The 21,874-nt window shown below is 70.6% G+C and carries 19 protein-coding genes; 11 read left to right on the plus strand and 8 right to left on the minus strand.

The window, feature by feature from the left end; genetic code table 11:
• Window positions 1–193: 193 nt before the first annotated feature.
• From M503_RS16475 to rpsU, 4 genes are all read right to left on the minus strand, one after another.
• Window positions 194–1,099 carry a YihY/virulence factor BrkB family protein gene (locus tag M503_RS16475; protein WP_037061399.1) on the minus strand — a complete coding sequence of 302 codons (906 nt, stop codon included), beginning with the start codon at window positions 1,097–1,099 and terminating at the stop codon, window positions 194–196.
• Between the two features lie 64 nt (window positions 1,100–1,163).
• Window positions 1,164–1,664 (minus strand): GNAT family N-acetyltransferase, encoded by a 501-nt coding sequence (locus tag M503_RS0112655; protein ID WP_028919920.1) that lies wholly within the window; start codon window positions 1,662–1,664, stop codon window positions 1,164–1,166.
• Window positions 1,665–1,834: 170 nt separating this feature from the next.
• The gene (locus M503_RS0112660; protein WP_028919921.1) at window positions 1,835–2,281 is read right to left on the minus strand and encodes a GatB/YqeY domain-containing protein; all 447 of its coding nucleotides are present in this window, start codon (window positions 2,279–2,281) and stop codon (window positions 1,835–1,837) included.
• Between the two features lie 150 nt (window positions 2,282–2,431).
• Window positions 2,432–2,647: a 30S ribosomal protein S21 gene (rpsU, locus tag M503_RS0112665; RefSeq protein WP_024869901.1), complete on the minus strand. Its 216-nt coding sequence runs from the start codon at window positions 2,645–2,647 to the stop codon at window positions 2,432–2,434.
• Between the two features lie 125 nt (window positions 2,648–2,772).
• On the opposite strand from rpsU, the gene tsaD reads away from it, so the two are divergent.
• The 7 genes from tsaD (at window position 2,773) to folK (ending at window position 9,445) form a co-directional block, all read left to right on the plus strand.
• The gene (tsaD, locus tag M503_RS0112670; protein ID WP_028919922.1) at window positions 2,773–3,816 is read left to right on the plus strand and encodes a tRNA (adenosine(37)-N6)-threonylcarbamoyltransferase complex transferase subunit TsaD; all 1,044 of its coding nucleotides are present in this window, start codon (window positions 2,773–2,775) and stop codon (window positions 3,814–3,816) included.
• Between the two features lie 92 nt (window positions 3,817–3,908).
• Window positions 3,909–4,268 carry a dihydroneopterin aldolase gene (folB, locus tag M503_RS0112675; protein ID WP_028919923.1) on the plus strand — a complete coding sequence of 120 codons (360 nt, stop codon included), beginning with the start codon at window positions 3,909–3,911 and terminating at the stop codon, window positions 4,266–4,268.
• Window positions 4,269–4,272: 4 nt separating this feature from the next.
• Complete coding sequence (locus M503_RS0112680; RefSeq protein ID WP_428992219.1) at window positions 4,273–5,562, plus strand: mechanosensitive ion channel family protein; 1,290 nt, start codon at window positions 4,273–4,275, stop codon at window positions 5,560–5,562.
• A 72-nt stretch (window positions 5,563–5,634) separates the two neighbouring features.
• Window positions 5,635–7,080 (plus strand): circularly permuted type 2 ATP-grasp protein, encoded by a 1,446-nt coding sequence (locus tag M503_RS0112685; protein WP_028919925.1) that lies wholly within the window; start codon window positions 5,635–5,637, stop codon window positions 7,078–7,080.
• On the plus strand, window positions 7,080–8,009 hold the full coding sequence (locus M503_RS0112690) for an alpha-E domain-containing protein (RefSeq protein WP_028919926.1): 930 nt from the start codon (window positions 7,080–7,082) through the stop codon (window positions 8,007–8,009). The genes M503_RS0112685 and M503_RS0112690 overlap by 1 nt, the downstream gene beginning before the upstream one ends.
• 83 nt (window positions 8,010–8,092) lie before the next feature.
• On the plus strand, window positions 8,093–8,923 hold the full coding sequence (locus M503_RS0112695; RefSeq protein WP_028919927.1) for a 20S proteasome subunits A/B: 831 nt from the start codon (window positions 8,093–8,095) through the stop codon (window positions 8,921–8,923).
• Window positions 8,924–8,935: 12 nt separating this feature from the next.
• Window positions 8,936–9,445 (plus strand): 2-amino-4-hydroxy-6-hydroxymethyldihydropteridine diphosphokinase, encoded by a 510-nt coding sequence (gene folK / locus M503_RS0112700; protein ID WP_051414596.1) that lies wholly within the window; start codon window positions 8,936–8,938, stop codon window positions 9,443–9,445.
• Between the two features lie 42 nt (window positions 9,446–9,487).
• Here the strand turns inward: folK and M503_RS0112705 are convergent, their stop codons facing one another.
• The gene (locus M503_RS0112705; protein ID WP_028919929.1) at window positions 9,488–10,237 is read right to left on the minus strand and encodes a pteridine reductase; all 750 of its coding nucleotides are present in this window, start codon (window positions 10,235–10,237) and stop codon (window positions 9,488–9,490) included.
• 51 nt (window positions 10,238–10,288) lie between these two features.
• Between M503_RS0112705 and M503_RS0112710 the strand changes: the two genes are divergently transcribed.
• From M503_RS0112710 to M503_RS16480, 3 genes are read left to right on the plus strand one after another with little or no spacing between them, the layout of a single operon-like run.
• Window positions 10,289–11,473, plus strand: coding sequence for a class I SAM-dependent methyltransferase (locus M503_RS0112710; protein ID WP_028919930.1), 1,185 nt, complete (start codon window positions 10,289–10,291; stop codon window positions 11,471–11,473).
• Window positions 11,470–11,859 (plus strand): VanZ family protein, encoded by a 390-nt coding sequence (locus M503_RS0112715; RefSeq protein WP_428992220.1) that lies wholly within the window; start codon window positions 11,470–11,472, stop codon window positions 11,857–11,859. The genes M503_RS0112710 and M503_RS0112715 overlap by 4 nt, the downstream gene beginning before the upstream one ends.
• Window positions 11,852–13,693, plus strand: coding sequence for a glycosyltransferase family 41 protein (locus M503_RS16480; protein ID WP_051414598.1), 1,842 nt, complete (start codon window positions 11,852–11,854; stop codon window positions 13,691–13,693). Before M503_RS0112715 ends, M503_RS16480 begins: the two co-directional genes overlap by 8 nt.
• Window positions 13,694–13,741: 48 nt before the next feature.
• Here the strand turns inward: M503_RS16480 and M503_RS0112725 are convergent, their stop codons facing one another.
• The 3 genes from M503_RS0112725 to M503_RS16485 form a co-directional block, all read right to left on the minus strand.
• Window positions 13,742–16,111: a family 20 glycosylhydrolase gene (locus tag M503_RS0112725; protein ID WP_028919931.1), complete on the minus strand. Its 2,370-nt coding sequence runs from the start codon at window positions 16,109–16,111 to the stop codon at window positions 13,742–13,744.
• Window positions 16,112–16,216: 105 nt separating this feature from the next.
• Window positions 16,217–19,015, minus strand: a complete 2,799-nt coding sequence (locus M503_RS0112730) for a TonB-dependent receptor (protein ID WP_028919932.1) — start codon at window positions 19,013–19,015, stop codon at window positions 16,217–16,219.
• 120 nt (window positions 19,016–19,135) lie between these two features.
• Window positions 19,136–20,182, minus strand: coding sequence for a glucokinase (locus M503_RS16485; protein WP_051414600.1), 1,047 nt, complete (start codon window positions 20,180–20,182; stop codon window positions 19,136–19,138).
• 377 nt (window positions 20,183–20,559) lie between these two features.
• Here M503_RS16485 and M503_RS0112740 point away from each other — a divergent pair, with 377 nt between their 5' ends.
• Window positions 20,560–21,843: a sugar MFS transporter gene (locus tag M503_RS0112740; protein ID WP_028928287.1), complete on the plus strand. Its 1,284-nt coding sequence runs from the start codon at window positions 20,560–20,562 to the stop codon at window positions 21,841–21,843.
• Window positions 21,844–21,874: the final 31 nt, after the last annotated feature.

The following is a 21,874-nucleotide window of genomic DNA, read 5'->3' on the forward strand; positions in this document are numbered from 1 at the left end:
CGGGGGTATGCCGCATCGCGCGGTTCCGCGTCCTGCTCCAACGCGCGAGCGCAGCACATCCATGTGCTGCTTGCGGCATACCCCCGCACTACCGCGTCTTCGGGCGCGTTGGGGACGTGGCTTCGTTTGGCGCCGGGAGCCTGGCTGACACCCGGAGTGCGGCTACTTGGAGGCCGTACGAGTCGCGACTGCGTCAGGTTGCAGCCGTCGGCGGCGGAACCCTCCTGATCCCCGATTCGCGCAGCCGCTGGCGGGAATGGGCGCGTTCGTCGATCACGGCGGTGATCAGGGCGCCAGCAAAGAACACGACGGCGGCGTAGTACATCCACATCAGCAGCAGGACCAGGGCGCCCATCGAGCCGTAGGCGCTGCCGGGGGCGGCCTGGGCCAGGTAGAGGCCGATCAGGTAGCGGCCCAGGGCGAACAGGAGGGCGGTGATGGCGCCGCCCAGCAGGGCCTGGCGCCAGGCGACGCGGCGGTCGGGCAGGTAGTGGTAGAGGAAGGCGAAGCCCACCGCGTAGAGCAGCAGGGTGGTCACGTAGCCGACGATGGGCAGCACCGAGGGCAGGCGCGCGAACACGATCTGCAGGGCGGTGGTGGCGATCATCGAGACGATCAGCAGGAAGCCCAGCGCCAGCACCACGCCCAGCGAGAACACGCGCTTGCGCAGCCAGGCGCGCAGGCCGCCGAGCTGTTCGCCGCCGGTGCGGAAGATCAGGTTGAGCGCGCCCTGCAGCTGGGCGAACACCACGGTGGAGCCTATGAACAGCAGGGCCATGCTCCACCAGCCGGCGAGCGAGCCGACGTCCGGCTGCTGGTCGGCGTTGCGCAGCACGGTCTGGGCCACGGCGGCGGCCTCGGCGCCGGCGAGGTCGTGGATCTGCGCGACCAGCGAGGCCTGCGCGGGCGGGTACAGGGAGGCGGTCAGCCACAGCAGCAGCACCAGCAGCGGGGCCAGCGAGAGCAGGGTGTAGAAGGACAGCGAGGCGGCCTGGGTGATCAGGTCGGCTTCGACGAAGCGCCGCAGCAGCGCCGCCGGCAGGCTTTCCTGCAGGCGTTCGAGGTGGCGGCGCAGCTTGGCGGGGGAGGGCCGCTTCATCGCATCGGCAGGTCGGGCATCGGCCCCAAGCCTTGCGCGTGCGATGTAGCCGGTGCGTGAGCGCTCAGCCCGTGGCGCTGGCGGCGAGCGCGCGCAGGGCTTCGCCGTCGAGGCGCTGCACGGTCCATCCGCCCATCGGCCGGGCGCCGAGGCTGCGGTAAAACTTGATCGCCGGGGTGTTCCAGTCCAGCACCGACCATTCGAAGCGGCCGTAGCCGCGCGCCACGGCCAGGGCGGCCAGGTGCACCATCAGCCGGCGGCCGATGCCGCGGCCGCGGAATTCCGGGAGCACGAACAGATCTTCCAGGTACAGGCCGGGTTTGCCGAGGAAGGTCGAGAAGGAGATGAAGAACAGGGCGAAGCCGGCGGGGGCGCCGTCGCATTCGGCGATCACCACTTCAGCCGCCGGGCGCGTGCCGAACAGCGCCGCTTCCACATCCGCGGGCGTGGCCACCGCTTCGTGGGCCAGGCGTTCGTATTCGGCCAGGCCGCGGATCAGGTCGAGGATCAGCGGGATGTCGGCCGGGGTGGCCGGGCGCAGCTGGATATTGGCGTCGGTGGGCATGGGCGGTTCGCAGGCAGGGCGGAACGCCTCATTGTGGCCTGTCCATCCGTCCGCGGTGGCGGAGTGGTGGCCGATAGCCGCAACCGTGGATGGGTGGCCTTGCCGGAGGGTCGCCGGGGCGAACCCGGCAGGGCAGGGCGGCCGGCCGAGCCGGCCACCCGCGGAGGGGCTCAGCCCGCCAGGCGGAGCTTCACCAGGGCCGAGACCTGGCCCATGTCGGCCTGGCCGGCCAGCTGCGGCTTGAGCACGCCCATCAGCTTGCCCATGTCGGCCGGGCCGGCGGCGCCGGTCTGGGCGATGGCGGCGTCGATCGCGGCCAGGATCGCAGCCTCGTCCAGCTTGGCCGGCAGGTAGCGCTCGATCACCGCGATCTCGGCGCGCTCGATGGCGGCCAGGTCCTCGCGGCCGGCGCCCTCGTACTGGGACACCGAGTCCTTGCGCTGCTTGACCATCTTGTCGAGCACGGCCAGCACGGCGGCGTCGTCCAGCTCGACGCGTTCGTCCACTTCCTTCTGCTTGATCGCGGCGTTGATCAGCCGGATCACGCCCAGCGTGTCCTTGTTGCCGCCCTTCATGGCGGCCTTCATGTCGTCGGTCAGTCGCTGCTTCAGGCTCATGGCAATACCTTTGGGAAGGAGGGCGGGGCATCCGCGCGGCGCGGCACGCTTCTGCAGGGAACACAAAAAGCCGGCCACGCTTGCGTGCCGGCTTTCGGTTGCCTCTCGTCGGAACGACCCGGCCGCATGGGCGGCCAGGGCGACGCTACGTCAGTACAGGCGCTGGCGCTTGGTGACGTCGCGCGACATCCGGCGCATCTGGCGCTTCACCGCCGCGGCGGCCTTGCGCTTGCGCTCCTGGGTCGGCTTCTCGTAGAACTCGCGCTTGCGGGTTTCGGCCAGGACGCCGGCCTTCTCGCAGGTGCGCTTGAAACGGCGCAGAGCGAACTCGAAAGGCTCGTTCTCACGGACTTTGACGCTGGGCATGGAATCTCCGGGGCACAAATAACCGGGCCGGGCCCGGTGAGCCGCGTATGATAGCGGGGTCCCGCGGCCGGGTGCAAGCCGGCCCGGGCTTTTTCTTTCCCTCCCCCGCTCCCATCTGTCCCCCCATGCGCGTCCTTGGCATCGAAACCTCCTGCGACGAGACCGGCGTAGCCGTCTACGACACGGCCCTGCCCGGCCCGGCCGGCCTGCGGGCCCACGCGGTCTACAGCCAGATCGCCCTTCACGCCGAGTACGGCGGCGTCGTCCCCGAACTGGCCAGCCGCGACCACGTGCGCAAGCTGCTGCCCCTGGTCCGCCAGACCCTGGCCGAGGCCGGGCTGGCGACCTCCGACATCGACGGGGTGGCCTATACGGCCGGCCCGGGCCTGGTCGGGGCCCTGCTGGTGGGCGCCGGGACCGCGCGGGCGCTGGCCTGGGCGCTGGACGTGCCGGCGGTGGGCGTCCACCACATGGAAGGCCACCTGCTGGCGCCGCTGATGGAGGAGGACCCGCCGGAGCCGCCGTTCGTGGCCCTGCTGGTCTCCGGCGGCCACACCCAGCTGGTGGCGGTGGAGGCGATCGGCCGGTACCGCCTGCTCGGCGAGACCCTGGACGACGCGGCCGGCGAGGCCTTCGACAAGACCGCCAAGCTGATGGGCCTGCCGTATCCGGGCGGCCCGCAGCTGGCCGCGCTGGCCGAGAAGGGCACGCCGGGGGCGTTCCGCTTCGCCCGGCCGATGACCGACCGTCCCGGCCTGGATTTCAGCTTCAGCGGGCTGAAGACCCAGGTGCTGCTGGGCTGGCAGCAGTCCGACCAGTCGGAACAGACCCGCGCCGACATCGCCCGCGGCTTCGAGGACGCGGTGGTCGACACGCTCGCGATCAAGTGCGAGCGCGCGCTGGACGCGGCTGGCAGCGACACCCTGGTGATCGCCGGCGGCGTCGGCGCCAACAAGCGCCTGCGCGCGAAACTGCAGGCCATGTGCGCGAAGCGCGGCGGCCGCGCCTGTTTCCCGCGTCCGTCGCTGTGCACCGACAACGGCGCGATGATCGCCTTCGCCGGCGCGCTGCGCCTGGAAGCCGGCCAGCGCGAAGGCGCCGCGGTGAACGTCACGCCGCGCTGGGATATGGCTGGGCTGCCGCCGTTGGCGGCAGCCCGTGATTGGTGATTGGTGATTCGCGAGGGCGCGTAGCGAAAGCGGGCGTGCAGCATGGGGTTGCTACCATCCCCAATCCCGAATCCCCAATCATGAATCCCACCATGGACATGGTTTTCATCGAAGGCCTCGAGATCGAGGCGCTGATCGGCATCTACGACTGGGAGCGGCGCATCCGCCAGCCGTTGCGCTTCGACCTGGAGATGGCCTTCGACAACCGCGTGCCGGCGGCCAGCGACGACATCGCCGACACCCTGGACTACAAGGCGGTCAGCAAGCGCCTGATCGAGTTCGTGGAGCAGTCCGACTTCGGCCTGGTCGAGACCCTGGCCGAGCGCTGCGCGGCGATCGTGATGGAGGAGTTCGGCGTGCGCTGGTTGCGGCTGAAGCTCGGCAAGCCCGGCGCGGTGCGTGGCGCGCGCGCGGTGGGCGTGGTGATCGAACGCGGCGTGCGGGAGGCCTGAGCGGATGCTGGTGATCGCAGGCATGGAGGCCGTGACCGTGCGCTGGCTGGAAGGGGCGCGGACCGCACTCGAGCCCTATCCCTGGGCCTACACCCTGCTGGTGCTGGCGGCGCTGCTGCTGCTGGCCGGGCTGGCCAACCTGGTGACGAAGAAAATCCTGCTGCGCGGCCTGCACCGCGTGGTCGGCATGCTCGCGCGCAGCGAGGACAAGGAAGAGCCGTACCGGCTCAAGGTGATCCCGCGCCTGGCCAACGTGGTGCCGGCGCTGGTGATCGCCGCCGGCATCGACTGGGTGCCCGGCATGCCGGAACCGGTGGTGGCCTTCGTCCACGGCGCCTGCAAGGTCTGGATCGTGCTGACCGTCGCGCTGGCGCTGGCCCACGCGCTGGACGCGCTCAACATCGTCTACGAGCGCCGCCCCGAGGCGCGCACGCGGCCGATCAAGGGTTACCTGCAGGTGGCCAAGCTCGCCATCTTCGTGGTCGCCGGCCTGTCGATCGTGGCGACCCTGGCCGGCGTGCGCATGCTGCACCTGGTCACCGGCCTCGGTGCGGCCACCGCGGTGCTGATGCTGGTGTTCCAGGACACCATCCTGTCGTTCGTGGCCAGCGTGCAGATCAGCAGCGACGGCCGCGTGCGGGTGGGCGACTGGATCGAGATGCCCAGCCAGAACGCCGACGGCGACGTGGTCGACATCGCCCTGCACACGGTCACCGTGCAGAACTGGGACAAGACCGTCACCACCATCCCGACCAAGAAGCTGATCAGCGAGTCGTTCAAGAACTGGCGCGGGATGCAGGAAGCCGGCGGCCGCCGGATCAAGCGCGCGCTGTACCTGGACCAGGGCAGCGTACGCTTCCTCGACGCGGAGGAGCGGCACAAGCTCAAGCGCTTCGCCCTGCTGCGCGATTACCTGGAGACCAAGGAGCGCGAACTGGCCGAGTGGAACGCCGGCCTCGGCGAGGACGGGCAGCTGCCGGTCAACGCGCGCCGCATCACCAACCTCGGCACCTTCCGCGCCTACGTCGAGCGCTACCTGCGCCGGCATCCGCAGGTCCACCAGGGGATGACCCTGCTGGTGCGCCAGCTGCAGCCGGGGGCCACCGGCCTGCCGCTGGAGATCTACTGCTTCACCAACGACACACGCTGGGCGGTATACGAAGGCATCCAGGCGGACATCTTCGACCACCTTCTGGCGATCCTGCCGGAGTTCGGGCTGCGCGTGTTCCAAGAGCCCGGCGGAGCGGATTTCCGCGCCCTGCTGGCGCCTGGCAACGGCGCGCCGGCCCCTTGACGCCTGCCGCGGGCGCGTGCATGTTGCAGTGCCCAAGCCGGTGCGGGGGCGCCGGCATGCCAGGCGGGTGCGATGGACTGGACGAAGTACCGGACACCGTCCTATGACGAGCTGATCGGGCCCGACGGCCTGCCGCGCCCGGCCGCGCGTCCCCTGGTCGAGTACCTGTCCGGGCTTTCCGGCCGCGAACTGGCCGAGCGCCAGCTCGCCGCCGACGTCGCCGCCCGGGTCATGGGCATCACCTTCACCGTGTACAGCGACGGCCGCAACGTCGACCGCACGCTGCCGTTCGACCTGATCCCGCGGATCATCGACCGCCGCGAGTGGCAGCGCACCGAGGCCGGCCTGAAGCAGCGCATGCGCGCGCTCAACCTGTTCATCGGCGACATCTACGGTGCGCAGAAGATCGTCCGCGACAAGGTGTTCCCGGCCTCGCTGCTGAAGCAGTCGGTGAACTTCCGCCCGCAGTGCGTGGGCGTGCGGCCACCGCTGGACGTGTGGGCGCACATCTGCGGTTCGGACCTCGTGCGCGACGCCGACGGCACGCTATACGCGCTGGAGGACAACCTGCGCATCCCCTCGGGCGTGTCGTACATGCTCGAGAACCGGATGGTCGCCAAGCGCGTGTTCCCGGAACTGTTCGAGACCAGCGCGATCCTGCCGGTGGACGACTACCCGGCGCAGCTCTACGACACCCTCGCCGCGCTGTCGCCGCGGCCGGGCGACACCCCGGTGATCGCGCTGCTCACCCCCGGCGTCTTCAACAGCGCCTACTTCGAGCACGCCTACTTGGCGCAGGCGATGGGCATCGAGCTGGTCGAGGGCGGCGACCTGTTCGTCGCCGACGACGACTGCACCTACATGCGCACCGTGTACGGGCCGCAGCGGGTCGACGTGATCTACCGGCGCGTGGACGACCTGTTCCTCGATCCGGAAGTGTTCCATCCCGATTCGATGCTGGGCGTGCCCGGGCTGATCCGCAGCTGGCGCGCCGGCAAGGTCGCGCTGGCCAATGCGCCCGGCGCGGGCGTGGCCGACGACAAGGTCGTGTTCGCCTACGTGCCGAAGATGATCCGCTACTACCTGGACGAGGAGCCGATCCTGCCGAACGTGCCCAGCTACCTGTGCCACCAGGCCAGGGACCGCCGCTACGTGCTCGAGCACCTGCACGAGCTGGTGGTGAAGCCGGCCAACGAGTCCGGCGGCTACGGCATGCTGATCGGGCCGCGCGCCAGCAAAAAGGAGCGGGAGAAATTCCGCGCGCTGATCGAGGCCGACCCGCGCAACTACATGGCCCAACCGACGCTGTCGCTGTCCACCGCGCCAATCGTCAGCGACGAGGGCCCGGCGCCGCGGCACATCGACCTGCGCCCGTTCATCCTCTCGCGCGAGGACACCTACGTCACCACCGGCGGCCTGACCCGGGTGGCGATGACCGAAGGCTCGCTGGTGGTGAATTCCTCGCAGGGCGGTGGCGCCAAGGACACCTGGGTGGTCGACCTGGAGGAGATGGGCTGATGCTCTCCCGCGTCGCCAACCAGCTGTACTGGTTCAGCCGCTACCTGCGCCGCGCCGAGAACACCGCGCGCCTGGTCGGCGTGGGCAGCCTGCTGCAGCTGGACCTGCCGCGCTCGGTGCGCTTCACCTGGCGGCCGATGATCGCCACGGTGGGCGCGGAGGAGCTGTTCCTGGGCGTGCATCCGGAACCGGACGAAGCCCACGTGCTCGACTTCCTGCTGCTGGACGCGCGCAACCCGTCCTCGCTGCGCAGCTCGGTGGACCAGGCCCGCGAGATCCTGCGCGGCATCCGCGACGCGCTGCCGCAGGAAGTGTGGGAAGCGGTCAACGACCTGCACCTGTATATCGACGGCGACGGCGGCCGCGTGCTGACCCGCCGCTATCGCATGGACTTCATCGGCCGCATCACCGACGGCTGCCTCAAGGTCTCCGGCCTGCTCCAGGCCAACGTCAGCCGCGACATCGGCTTCCATTTCCTGCGCCTGGGCACGGCGCTGGAACAGGCCGACATGACCACCCGCATCATCGACGCCGGCGCCTCCGGCCTGGTCACCCCGCGCCACGAGGAGGACCGCGAGGCGTTCCAGAACATGCAGTGGATGGCGGTGCTGCGCGCGCTGGCCGCCTACCAGATGTACCGCCGCCACGTGCGCCAGCGGGTTTCGGCGGCGCATGCGCTGAGCTTCCTGCTGCACGACACCGAATTCCCGCGCAGCGTGCAGTTCTGCCTGAGCCGGCTGCAGCGGATCCTGCCAGCGATGCCGCCGCGCCCGCCGGTGGAGCGCGCGCTCACCCGCGTCAGCGGCCTGGTGCGCCAGGCCGATCCGGGAATGCTGGCTGCGGGCGACCCGGCACGGTTCATGGACGAGGCGCAGGTCTACCTCGGTCGCCTGCACGAAGCCATCGCCGAAGGCTACTTCACGGGCTGAACCTGCGTTTTCCAGCCGCGGCCATGACGGCCGCGCCCAGGCCCCGAGTAGTAGAATCCTCGCACCGGAACCTGCAGATCGCCATGACTTACTGCGTCGGCATCGAAGTGGACGAAGGCCTGGTCTTCGCCGCTGACACCCGCACCAACGCCTCGCTCGACGACGTCCGCGTGCACCGCAAGCTGCACGTGTTCGAGTATCCGGGCGAGCGGGTGTTCGTGCTGATGAGCGCGGGCAACCTGGCGACCACGCAGCTGGCGGTGTCGCGGCTGCGCCGCGATGCGGAGGATCCGGAGGCGCCGCGCAGCCTGCGCACCTTCCGCCACCTGTTCGAGGTGGCCGAATACGTCGGCGAGGTGCTGGTGGCCAGCCAGGTGCAGGCCAGCGAACACGGGCCCAACGCCGGCATCAGCACCCAGGCCACGCTGATCCTCGGCGGCCAGATCGCCGGCGAACGGCCCGGCCTGTACATGATCTATCCGCTGGGCAACTGCATCGCCGCCTCGCCGGAGACGCCGTACCTGCAGATCGGCGAGTCCAAGTACGGCAAGCCGATCCTCGACCGCATCATCCGCCCGGAAACGGCGATGGAGGACGCCGCGCGCTGCGCGCTGCTGTCGCTGGATTCGACCATCCGCTCGAACCTGTCGGTGGGCCTGCCGATCGACCTGGCGCTGATCCGCGCCGGCGACCTGCGCATCAGCCAGCAGATGCGCCTGGAAGGGGACACGCCGCTGTACGCGGAGATCCACGATACCTGGTCGCGCAAGCTGGAGAATGCGGTGCGCACGCTGCCGCGCTTCCCGTGGGAGGCGCCGCTGCCGGCCGTGGACGACTCGCGGCCGCTGCCGCCGCTGCCGCCGCGACGCGGTCCTTCGCGGCAGGACCCCGGCGACCAGTCGGCGCAGCAGTAAGGCATCGCGACCATGGATCCGAAGCCGGCGGCGGTGGCCGCCATTCCCGTGCTGCTCAGCCTGGGCAGCAACCTCGAACCCGAACGCCACCTGCGCGCCGCGCTGGACGAACTGCGCGCGCGCTTCGGCGACATCGTCGTCTCGCCGGCGTACCGCACCGCTGCGGTGGGTTTCGACGGCGCGCCGTTCCTCAACAATGCCGTGTCCCTGCACACCACGCTGCCGCTGGACGCGCTGGAGGACTGGCTGCACGCGCTGGAGGACCGCCACGGCCGCGTGCGCACCGGCCCGCGCCTGGCCGACCGGACCCTGGACGTCGACGTGGTGTTCTACGGCGACCAGGTGGTGCGCGAGGACGGGCAGGTGCGGATCCCGCGCCCGGAACTGAAGCACGCCTTCGTGCTCAAGCCGCTGGCCGACATCGCCCCGGATTTCATCGATCCGCTGAGCGGGCGCACGCTCGCCGGGATCTGGCAGGCGCATCCGCAGCATGGCGAGGACTTCGAGGTCGTGCCGCTGTAGCGCCGGCTTCACGCGTGCCGGTGCGCGCGTTGCGTCGTGGTTTCAGCGGTTGCGTCCGCCGTCCACGTGCAGCACCTGGCCGGTGACGTAGGCCGCGTTCGCCGACAGCAGCCAGGCCACCGCCGCGGCGATGTCTTCCGGCGTGCCGGCGCGGCCCAGCGCGGTGGCCTGCAGGATCGCCTGCTGTGCGCCGGGGTCCGGTTCCTGCTCGGGCCACAGGATCGCGCCAGGCGCGACCGCATTCACCCGCACCTGCGGGGCCAGTTCCAGCGCCAGCGCCCGGGTCAGCGACACCAGCGCCGCCTTTGCTGCCGAGTACGGTGCGTGCCGCGGCAGCGGCCGGCCGGCGTAGACATCGGCCAGGTTGACGATCGCGCCGCCGGACGCGCGCAGGTGCGGTGCCGCGGCCTGGGCGAGGAAGAACGGCGCGCGCGCGTTGACCGCGAACAGCTCGTCCCACTGCGCCGGCGTTACCGTGCCCAGCGGGGTGGGATGGAAGTTGGAGGCGTTGTTGACCAGCGCGTCGAGCCGGCCGTAGTGACCGACGGTGGCTGCGACCAGTTCCGGCACGCGGTCGAACTGGCGCAGGTCGGCCTGCAGCACATGCACGCTGCCGGCGCGCGCGCCTTCCAGCTCCGCCGCCAGCGCCTGCATCTCCGTGCCCGAATGCAGGTGGTGCAGGGCCAGGTCGTAGCCGGCCGCGTGCAGCCGCCGCGCGATCGCCGCGCCGATGCGGCGGGCTGCGCCGGTGACCAGGGCGACGGGGCGTGCGGTGGCGGGCGTCGGGCTCATCGTGACGGGGGCTCGGCTATGCTGGTCCATTGTCACCGCCCCACGATCACGATGCACGCCGAACTCCCCCTTCCTGACCCGCAGGCCCTGGCCCACAGCGATACCCTGGCCGCGCACATCCGCGCCGAAATCGCCGCGGCCGGCGGCAGCGTGCCGTTTTCGCGCTTCATGGAGCTGTGCCTCTACGCACCCGGCTTCGGCTACTACAGCGCCGGCAGCACCAAGTTCGGCGCCGCCGGCGACTTCGTCACCGCGCCGGAGCAGGGCCGGTTGTTCGCCGCCACCGTGGCCGGCGTGCTGGCCATGGCGCTGCAGTCGCTGGGCCCGCAGTCGCGGGTGCTGGAAGTGGGCGGCGGCAGCGGCGCCTTCGCCGAGGTCGCGCTCAAGCGCCTGCTGCAGCTGGACGCGCTGCCGGACCGCTACGCCATCCTCGAACCCAGCGCCGACCTGCGCGAACGCCAGCGCGAACATCTCGCCCGCACCCTGCCGCCGACCGTATTCGAGCTGGTGGAATGGCTGGACCGACCGTTCGACGACGAGTGGGACGGCGTGCTGTTCGCCAACGAAGTGGTCGACGCGCTGCCGACCCCGCGCTTCGCCGTGCGCGGCGGCGAGGTGTTCGAGGAACACGTGGCGATGGACGCCGAAGGCCGCTTCATCCTCGTCGACCAGCCGGCCGACGCGCTGCTGACCGCGGCGGTGCGCCACGTCGAGCGCACCATCGGCGCGCCGCTGCCGGAGGACTACCGCTCCGAACTGCTGCCGCAGCTGCCGTACTGGGTGCAGGCGGTGGCCGGTGGGCTGCGCTCCGGCGCGATGCTGTTCCTCGACTACGGCTATCCGCGCCGCGAGTACTACCTGCCGCAGCGCACCGACGGCACCCTGCGCGCGTTCTACCGCCAGCGCATGCACGAGGACGTGCTGCGCTGGCCGGGCCTGCAGGACCTCACCGCCTCGGTCGACTTCACCGCGCTGGCCGAGGCCGGCACCGGCGCCGGCTTCGACCTGGCCGGCTACTGCAGCCAGGCCAGCTTCCTGCTCGGCAACGGCATCGACCGGCTGCTGGCCGAGGCCGAGGAACGCACCGACGGGGCCGGCGCGCTGCGCCTGCGCCAGGAGCTCAAGCGGCTCACCCTGCCCGAGCAGATGGGCGAGCGCTTCCAGGCCATGGCCTTCACCCGCGACGTGGACCTGGACGCCGCCTTCCTGCTCGGCGACCTGAGCTGGCGGCTGTGAGCGTGCTCAAGCCCTTCAGGCGCCCGCGCCTGTGGCTGGGCCTGTGGGCCGCGGCGCTGCTGGCGGTGATCGTGGTCTGCCTGGTCCCGCCGCCGCCACTGGAGCTGCCGCAGCACAGCGACAAGCTTGAACATCTGCTCGCATACGCGATACTCGCTGCTGGCGCGGTGCAGCTGTTCCCCCGCGGCCGGGGGCTGTGGATGGCCGGCGGGGGACTGGTGCTGATGGGCGTGCTGCTGGAATTCGCGCAGGGCGCGCTGACCAGCACGCGCATGGCCGATCCGGCCGACGCGCTGGCCAACACTGTGGGCGTGGTTCTCGGACTTTCGACGGCGTTGACGCCATGGCGCGACGCCCTGCTGAAGGTGGAAGGGGGCGATGGCTGAAGCGGACGGCGACGGCAGCGTGAAGCGGGGTGCACCGCCGGGTGCCCCGACGCCTTCCACGCTCTACGCCGCCGCCTTCGCCGCCTACCGCAGGGGCGATCCCCTGCAGGCCCTCGCCATCCTCCAGCACCTGCTGCGCCAGGCGCCCGGTCATGCCGACGCCTGGAACCTCGCCGGCGTGATCCACGGCAGCCGCCAGGAGCTGCCGCAGGCCATCGCCTGCTACCGGCGCGCGCTGGCCGCCGGCGCGGCCCCGGGCACCTGGGTCAACCTCGGCCTGGCCGAACAGCGCCGCGGTGCACCAGCCGAAGCCGAAGCCGCCTACCGCGAGGCCCTGCGCCGCGACGACCGCCTGGCCCTGGCCTGGCAGAAGCTGGCCCAGCTGCAGGAGGAAACCGGACGGCCCGAGGAAGCGCTGGCCAGCCACCGCTGCGTACTGCAGCTCGATCCCGGCAACCTGCGCAGCCTGGGCGAAGCGCTCACCCTGCGCCGCTACCTGGCCGACTGGGATCCGGCGCTGGGTCCGCAGCCGGCCGAACTGCTGGCCGCATGGCGCCAGGCGCCGGCCAGCGACCTGTCGCCGCTGCAACTGCTGGCCCTGCCCGAGGCCGACGCGCAGCTGCAGAAGATGGCCGCGGCGAAATTCGCCGCCACCCAATGGGGCGCGCACCTGGCCCAGCCGCCGCTCTCCGCCCCGCCCACGCCGCTGGAAGGGCGGCGCCTGCGGGTCGGCTACACCTCCTCGGACCTGCGCCGGCACGCGGTGTCCTACCTGCTGCTGGAGGCGATCGAATCGCGCGACCACGCCAGCTGCGAGGTGTTCCTCTATGCGCAGGGCCCGGCGCCGCCCGGCGACATCTGGCGTGCCCGCGCACGGGCTGCCGCCGACCGCTTCGTCGAACTGCCCGGCGACGACCTGGCCGCCGCGCGCCTGGTCGCCGACGACCGCCTCGACGTGCTGGTCGACCTCAACGGCTATACCGGCAACGCGCGCATCGGCGTGCTTGCCCTGCGCCCGGCACCGACCAGTGCGACCTGGCTGGGCTACATCGGCACCCTCGGCGACGGCCGCCTGGTGGACTACGTGATCGGTGACGCGGTGGTCACGCCACTGGCGCTGGCGGACGACTTCGCCGAGCACCTGGCCCTGCTGCCGCACTGCTACCAGCCCAATCCGGCGCTGCAACCGATGCAGGTACCGACGCGCGCCGAGGCTGGCCTGCCGGAGGAAGCGGTGGTGTTCTGCAGCTTCAACCAGGGCTACAAGCTGCATCCGGCGCTGTGGGACGACTGGTGCGCGATCCTCGCGGCGGTGCCCGGATCGGTGCTGTGGCTGGCGCCGCCGCGCGCCGGGGTGGCACGCGCCAACCTGCGCCGCGAGGCCGAGGCACGTGGTGTCGATGGCGAGCGCATCGTGTTCGGCCCGCAGCTGCCGCTGGAAAAACACCTGTCGCGGCTGGCACTGGCCGACCTGGCCCTGGATACCTGGCCCTACAACTCCGGCACCACCGCCGCAGATGCGTTGCGCGCGGGCGTACCGCTGCTCACCTTCACCGGCGACACCTTCGCCGGGCGCATGGCCACCAGCCTGCTGCGCTCGCTGGGCCTGCACGAATGCATCCGCACCGACCGCGCCGCGGTGGTCGCGGAGGCGGTGCGCCTGGGCAACGACGCGGCGGCGCGTGCGGCCTTGCGTTCGCGCCTGGCGGCGCTGCTGCCCAGCGCGCGCCTGTTCGATCCGAAGGCGATGGCGGCCGACCTCGAACGGCTGTACCGCGCGATGCACGCCAACGCCCTGGCCGGGCGCCACGCGCCCATCGTCCTCGATCCCTGATCCGGCCCCGTTGCGCGGGCGCGCGGCCCGCACAACGGAGTGGACGCATCAGCGCAGCTGCAGGCCGACCCGGTCGACCACCCACATCTGCGGGCGCGTGTCGCCGGTGAAGCGCAGGCACAGGTCGCGGCGTCCGGCGACGCCTGCAGGCAGTTCCGCCACCAGCTCGATGAAGCCGTCGCGGCCCGGCGCTTCCGGCAGTGGCACGCTGGCGAGGCGTTCGCCGCCGCAGCCGTCGGCGTGGATGTCCAGTTCGCCATGCGCCGAGCGCGCCGGCTCGAACTTGCGGTGCGGTTCGTCGTGGGCCAGCTGGAAGTAGTACGGGATGCGCCCGGCGCGCACCTTCACCGCGGCCACGCCATCGAGGTCGGCGCCGTTCCACTGCCAGCACGGGTAGAAGATCGTGGTGTTGAAGATCGCGCGTTCGCCGTCGGCCGGGCCATCGTCCTCCAGGCGCAGCAGCAGGCGGCCGGCATCCGGACAGGTGGCCAGCTGTTCGTCGGTACGGACCAGCAGCGAGGCGGCGTCCCAGCGGTAGTCGCGGGCCGGCGCCAGCGCCACGCCGTCCGCGAAGGCCGCCGCGCGCAGCTTCGCCGGCAGCTCCAGCGTGACCGGCCCGGCGTACGCGGTGGAGCTGGCCGTCGGCTCGCTGCCGTCGGTGGTGTAGTGCACGGCGTAGCCGAGCGGATTGGACAGGGTCACCGTCACCGTGCCGGCCTTGCGGTCGTCCTCGGCCACCGCATCGACCTGGAACGGCGTCAGCGCATAGCCGATGCCCCAGGCGCGGTAGCGTTCCAGCTGCGCCGGCAGGCGGCGCACGAAGCCGGCGTAGTCCTTGCGCTCGGCCGGCGTCCAGCCGGTTTCGGCCACCGCCGCCAGGCGCGGGAACACGTGGTGTTCGAAACGCTCCCAGGTGCGGGTGTGCTCGGTCCACAGGTTGGCCTGCAGGCCCAGGATGTGGTGGCGCCTGTCTTCCTCCAGTTCCGCCGGCACCGGTTCGAAGGCGTAGACCTGCTCCAGGGTGATCGTCGCCGGGCGGCCCGGCGGTTCGAACGGCGAGTCGGTCTGCAGGTAATCGAGGTACAGGTCGCCGGACGGCGACATCACCACGTCATGGCCTTCGCGCGCGGCCTCCAGCCCGCCTTCGGTGCCGCGCCAGGACATCACCGTGGCCTCCGGCGGCAGCGGGCCTTCGAGGATCTCGTCCCAGCCGATCAGGCGCTTGCCGTGCGCGGCGAGGAACTTCTCCAGCCGCGCCACGATGTGGCTCTGCATCTCCATCTCGGTCTTCGCGCCGACCTCGCGCATGCGCTGCTGCACGCGCGCGGAGGCTTCCCACTGGTCCTTGACCGCCTCGTCGCCGCCGATGTGGAAGTAGGTGCCGGGGAACAGCGGAACCAGTTCGCCGATCACGTCCTCGAGGAAGGCGATGGTGCCTTCCTCGGCGTTGAACAGGTTGGGGAACACGCCCCATTCGCTGGACGGCACCAGCGGCAGGTCGGTCGAACCCAGCTCCGGATACGCGGCGATCGCCGCGGTGGCGTGGCCGGGCTGGTTGATCTCCGGCACCACGGTGATGTGGCGCGCGGCCGCGTAGGCGACGATCTCGCGGACTTCGTCCTGGGTGTAGAAGCCGCAGTACGGGCGCGGCTTGCCGGTGCGCGGGTCGATGCCGCCGTCGCCGGACGGGATGCGGCAGCCGCCGATCTCGGTGAGCTTCGGGTACTTGCGGATTTCCACGCGCCAGCCCTGGTCGTCGGTGAGGTGCCAGTGGAGGACGTTGAGCTTGTGCAGGGCCATCGCGTCGATGACCTGCTTGACCTGGTCGACGGTCCAGAAGTGGCGCGCCGGGTCCATCATGAAACCGCGCCAGGAGAAGCGCGGTGCGTCCTCGATGCGGACCGCCGGCAGCCAGGCGCTGCCGTCGCTATCGACCGTGGCCAGCTGCAGCAGGGTCATCGCGCCGTAGAACAGGCCGGCGGCATCGCCGGCGCTGACCGTGGCGCCGGCGGGCGTCACTTCCAGCAGGTAGGCCTCGCTGCCTGCCCCGGCGCGCGCCGGGTCGGTCGCGAAGCGGATCGCGCCGTCGGTCTCCTGCAGGCCTTCGCCCAGCTGCGGCGCGATGCCGCGGCCCTTGCCGAGCAGCGCCGCGAACTGCAGGGCGACGGTGCGTGCCGCGTCGCCTTCGGCCAGCAGCCGGGTCCCGGCGCCCAGTGCGAGGCGGCCTTCGCCGGGCGTGACGCTGGCCGGCGCCGGGACCAGGGTCTGGTGGCTGTCGTACTCCGGGGTCGCGGGCGCCGTGGTGGCGGCCTGGCGTTCCGCGGCGGCATCGCGGTCCCCGCCGCAGGCGGCAAGCATGGCGAGCAGGCCGGCCGCGCCGAGGTGGCGGGCGTGGTGGAGCAGGGTCGATCGCTTCATGGTCACTCCGTGAGGGTACGGATGCGGCGCCGGACATGGAACGGGCCCGGGATACCCGGGCCCGTCCGCGGACGGACAGCGCATGCTGCCGTCATGGCGCCGGCATCAGAACTGCACGCGCAGGGTCGCCTGGTAGCGGCGGCCGGTGCGGTAGTCTCCGCGCACCAGCTTGTCGGTGTTGGCGATCCCGTCGACTTCCGCGTAGGTGTAGTAGTTGGAATCCAGCAGGTTCATGCCGTCCAGGCTCACGCTGAGGAACTCGTTGATCCGGAACGAAACGCTGCCGTCGAGCGAGTCGTAGTCGTCGGTGACCAGGTAATTGCCGCGGTCGACCTGGGTGTAGTACTTCGAACGCCAGGAGTAGGTCAGGCGTGCGCTCCAGCGGTCGTTCTCGAAGAACGGGCTGACGTTGACCTGGTGCTCGGAGTTGTACGGCAGCGGATCGCCGTTGTCCGCCTCGGCATCGGCCCAGGTGTAGTTGGCGAGCAGCCCGAAGCCGATCGGCAGGGTGTGCTGGAACGCGGCCGAGAAGCCCTGCACGGTGGCGTCGCCGGCGTTGTTCGGCCGCGACACGTTGTAGACCGTGTCGGTGCCCTGGTTCTGGTTGAAGTGGGTCTCCTCGCGGGTGGTGACCAGGATGTAGTCGGAGACGTCCTTGCGGAACAGGGTGCCGGCCAGGATCGAGTTCTCGCTGAAGTACCACTCGGCCGAGAAGTCGAGGTTGGTGGACTGGTACGGATCCAGGTCCGGGTTGCCGCCGCCGCCGGTGAGGGTCTGGTCGCCCAGCCACAGGTAGCTGGACATGTCGCCGTAGTTCGGGCGCGCCATCACCTTGGCCGCGGAGAAGCGCAGCATCAGGTCGTCGCGCGCCTCGAAGGCGAGGTTCAGGTTGGGCAGCAGGTTGTCGTACTTCTTGCGCACGCTGGTCGGCGCGTACGCGTTGGCCGGGCAGGGGCTGACGTTGATGGTGCAGGCCCAGCCCATGCTGTCGGACTCGGTACGCACGTAGCGCACGCCGAAGTTGCCGCGCACGCGGTTCCAGCTGTAGTCGGCCTGCACGTAGAACGCGTCGATGTCCTCGGTCACCGTCCAGGTGTTGGCGGCGAAGGACGGGTCGTTGAACGTGTTCGGCTCGGGCATGGTCTGCCACGGCGCCAGCCATTCGCCGCTGAGGATCCAGTCGGCCAGCGCCCAGCCGTCGATGGTGAAGCGCTCGGACAGGTCGCCGGTGTTCGGGAAGCCGCTGAGGTAGTTGCCCGGCAGCGGGCGCGGGCTGAACTGGTCGGCGGTGGCATTGCCGTAGCCGGCGACGGTGGCCAGCGAGACGCCGCCCATGCGCTGGCCGGTCTCGTGCTCGCGGCGCTTGGCGCCGAAGCGCAGCTGGTATACCGGCGAGTCGAGGCGGATGCCGAAGTCGACCTGGCCGTACTTCTCCTCGTCCCAGGTCGGCTTGAACACGATGTTGCCGCCCCAGCCCGGGTTCCAGGTCGCCGCGCTGGACGGATCGGCGCCCCAGCCGCCGTCGATCTGGAACGCGGACGGATCCAGGAACGGGTTGGCGGCGTGGAAGGTCAGGCTGCGGTCGCCGCTGATGTCGTAGCTGTAGTCGGACCAGTTGAGGAATTCGCCGTAGACCTGGCGGCCGGTGCCGCCGGTGGCCTTGGAGCGGCCGAAGTGGGTCGAGGCGAACCAGCGGTCCTCGTTCCAGGTGGCCTTCAGGTCGTACGAATCGGTGTCGATGGTCGACTGGCGGTTGATCAGGTCGTAGACCACCAGCGCGTTGTCGAAGGTGGCCCTGGTGATGACGCCGCCGTCCACGGTGAGGTCGGTCAGCTTCATCAGCCCGTTCCACGCGTTGCCGTTGAAGGCGAACATGGAGTGGCTCATGTTGTCGAACTCGGCCCGGACGTCGAGCGCGTTGAACTCGATGTCCAGCTGTTCCACCGGCTTGAACTGCAGCGCGACGGAGACCGTGTCGCGGTTGCGCTGCTGCTCGAAGTAGTGGGCGCTGACCGAGTTCGGGCCGACCGCGTCGAGGTTGGCCATCAGCGTGGTGGCGCAGGCGCCGGTGCAGGACGCCGGCAGGGTCGGCTGGCTGCCGTCCGGATTGGGCGCCTGCGACCAGTCGGCCGGCAGGTTGAAGATCGAGCCGCCGCCGCCCTGGCCGTAGGCGTAGTCGCGGCCGGTGACGGTGCCGTAGGACTCGATGCCGTCGCGGCGGATGCTTTCCTGCGCGCGCTGCGCGGCGACGATCACGCCGAAGGTGTCGGCGTCGTTCTTCCAGCCCAGCAGCAGCGAGGCCTGCGGGTCGCCGCTGCCGATGCGGTCGTTGTACAGGTAGCCGATCTGGCCGGAGATGGTGGTCTTCTCCAGGTCCAGCGGCTTGCGGGTGACGATGTTGACGGTGCCGCCGATGGAGCCTTCGTCGATGTGCGCCTCGGGCGACTTGAACACCTCGACGCGGCCGACGATCTGCGGCGCCAGCAGCGAGTAGTTGAAGGTACGGCCGGGCTGGTCGGTGATGAACCAGTCGGCCGAGGCCACGGTCTGGCCGTTGAGCAGGGTGCGGTTGAGCGCCGGGTCGGTGCCGAGGATCGAGACCTTCTCGCCCTGGCCGAAGGCCTTGTCGATGGTCACGCCCGGGATGATGGTGATCGCCTCGGCCACGTTGGTCGCCGGGAACTTGCCCACGTCCTCGGCGGTGACCACGTCGATGATGGCGTCTGCGTCGCGCTTGGCGTCCAGCGCCTGCTTGAGGCTGCCGCGGATGCCGACCACGGTGACGGTATCGAGTTCGGTGGCGCTGTCGTTCGCCGGCGCAGTGGCTTCCTGCGCGCTGGCCTGCACGGCGAAGCCCATACAGGTGGCGATGGCGACGGAAAGAATGGACTTGCGGTGCTTCATGATGTCTCTCCCATCATTGTCTGGATTGCACCGGAGACCCCGCCTCCGGCGACGACTGCCTTCTGTGACACGACCCGGAAACACCGGGACAACCCAACGACGCACTGCTCCCGGCGCTGTTCAGCCGTGTTGTTCGTTCTCCATGAGGCCCGAGCCCAGGTACCAGCTGGCGGCGCCGATCACGCCCAGCTGCCCGTGTTCGACCAGCCGCACCGACACCCGCTCGAGTGCCTCGCGCATCGGCCCCTTGTTGAGGAAGCGCGCGACGAAATCGCTGTGGACCAGGAATTCGCGGATCTGCGGCAGGATCCCGCCGGCCAGGTACACGCCCTGCACGCCGTACAGCAGGGCCATGTCGCCGACCGTGCTGCCGAGCAGCCCGCAGAACACCTCCAGGCTTTCGCGCGCCAGCGGATCGGTGCCGGCCAGCGCCGCGGCGGTGACGTCGCCCGGGCGCGCATGCACCGGCGCGCTGCCGCGCAGCGCGCACAGCGCGGTGTAGAGGTTCATCAGGCCGGGGCCGGAGAGGGCGTGCTCGACCGGCACGTGGCTGCGCTGGGCCAGCATCTGCCGCAGCAGCGCCATCTCCAGCTCGGTGCCGACCGCCAGCGCGGACTGGCCGGCTTCCGTCGCCAGCACCACCGGACGGGTGGGCGTGGGGATCCACACCGCCGCGCCCAGGCCGGTGCCCGGGCCCAGCACCAGCACCGGGCCGCGCGCGGTGTCGGCGGGGCCGGCCAGCTGCAGCACCTCGCTGTCGCCGAGGTGGGCGACGGCGTGCGCCACCGCTTCGAAGTCGTTGACCAGATGCACGGCGTCCAGGCCCAGTGCGTCGCGGATCGCCGAAGGCGACAGCGGCCAGGGCAGGTTGGCGGCGATCACCGTGCCGTAGTCCAGCGGATAGCCGGCGCTGGCGATCACCGCCACGCGCGGCGCGGCGGCTTCGCCGCGGGCCTTGGCGATGCCTTCGATGAACTCGCGCAGGATCGCGTCCAGGCCGGCGTAGTCGGCGCAGCGGAACTTGCTGTAGGCGATGACCTGCAGAGGCACACCCGCGGCGGCGGCCTCGACCAGGCCGATGCGCACGTGGGTGCCGCCGACGTCGGCCGCGATGAACGGCCGGGGCGGATGGACTGGCGTAAGTGATGCGGTAGCGGCTGCTGGCACGCGTCTTTCCCCGTCGCTGTGTGTGCCCGGACGTCCTGCCCTGGGCACGGAACGGGGCCGAGTCTGGGATTGCCTTGACAACGATGTCAAGACTTTCCGGGCAGGCGTCACCTTGCGCCGGGGCGATCCGGGTGAAAACTGGAACGGTGGAGGGCGTCCTTCCGGGATTGCGAGCAATAGCAACGTCAAAACAAGCACATAGCCGTATTCAGATTGAACCGCCAGCCCCCATCGCCTGCTGCATTGCAGCGGAATCCGCGCCTGTCGCGCCGTCGCCAGGTTGACAAGGGGGCCGCCACGAACGAATAAATGTGACAACGTTGTTCCCAGCATTGGCCCGCCACGGGCCACGCCCAACCCGGGGAGGCAGTGCAGGAATGTCAGCGACCACCACCGCGCAGGCGCGCAGCGGACTGGCCACGTCGATCGCGATCGTCGGCGGCCTGTTCTTCATCATCGGCTTCTTCACCTGGATCAACGGGCCGTTGATCAGCTTCGTCCAGCTCGCCTTCGACGTCAGCGAGATCTCGGCGTTCCTGGTACTGATGGTGTTCTACCTGTCGTACTTCTTCCTCGCGCTGCCGGCGTCGTGGATCCTGCGCCGCACCGGCATGAAGAAGGGCCTGGCGCTGAGCCTGGCGGTGATGGCCGGCGGCGCGGCGATGTTCGGCCAGTTCGCCACGCAGCGCTGGTTCGGCGGCGCGCTGGGCGGGCTGTTCGTGATCGGCGGCGGCCTGGCGCTGCTGCAGACCGCGGTGAACCCGTACATCTCCATCCTCGGCCCTATCGACAGCGCGGCGCGGCGCATCGCGCTGATGGGCATCTGCAACAAGGTCGCCGGCATGCTCGCGCCGGTGGTGCTCGGCTCGCTGGTGCTGCACGGCGTCGGCGACCTGGAGGCGCAGGTGCAGGCGGCCGACGCCGCCACGCGCGCGCAGCTGCTCGACGGCTTCGCCGCCAAGATCCACGCACCCTACCTGGTGATGGCCGGCGTGCTGCTGTTGGTGGCCGTGGCGGTGCTGTTCTCGCCGCTGCCGGACCTGCGCAGCGAGGAGGCCAACGCGGTGCCGGCCGGCGCGGCGACGCAGCGGCGCAGCGTGTTCCAGTTCCCGCACCTGTGGCTGGGCGTGCTGTGCCTGTTCGTCTACGTGGGCGTGGAAGTGCTGGCCGGCGACGCGATCGGCACCTACGGCCGCGGCTTCCACCTGCCGCTGGACCAGACCAAGTTCTTCACCTCGTTCACCCTCGGCGCGATGCTGCTGGGCTACCTGGCCGGGCTGGTGCTGATCCCGCGCTTCGTCTCGCAGGAACGCTGGCTGAGCGTGTCGGCACTGCTGGGCATGCTGTTCGCGGTGGGCGCGCTGCTGACCCACGGCTATGTCTCGGTCGGCTTCGTCGCCGCGCTGGGCTTCGCCAACGCGATGATGTGGCCGGCGATCTTCCCGCTGGCGATCCGCGGGCTGGGCCGTTTCACCGAGACCGGTTCGGCGCTGCTGATCATGGGTATTGCCGGCGGCGCGATCATCCCGCAGGCCTTCGCCGTGCTGAAGCAGCACTTCGACTTCCAGTGGGTGTTCGCCGGGCTGGCGGTGCCCTGCTACCTGTACATCCTGTTCTACGCGTTGCGCGGCCACCGCGCCGGGCTGACCGGCGGTCGCTGATCGCGCATCATTGAAGGCGGACAGGAGCTGG

Origin of the sequence: Pseudoxanthomonas suwonensis J47, assembly GCF_000513955.1 — a bacterium.
GTDB classification, from domain to species: Bacteria; Pseudomonadota; Gammaproteobacteria; order Xanthomonadales; family Xanthomonadaceae; genus Pseudoxanthomonas; species Pseudoxanthomonas suwonensis_C.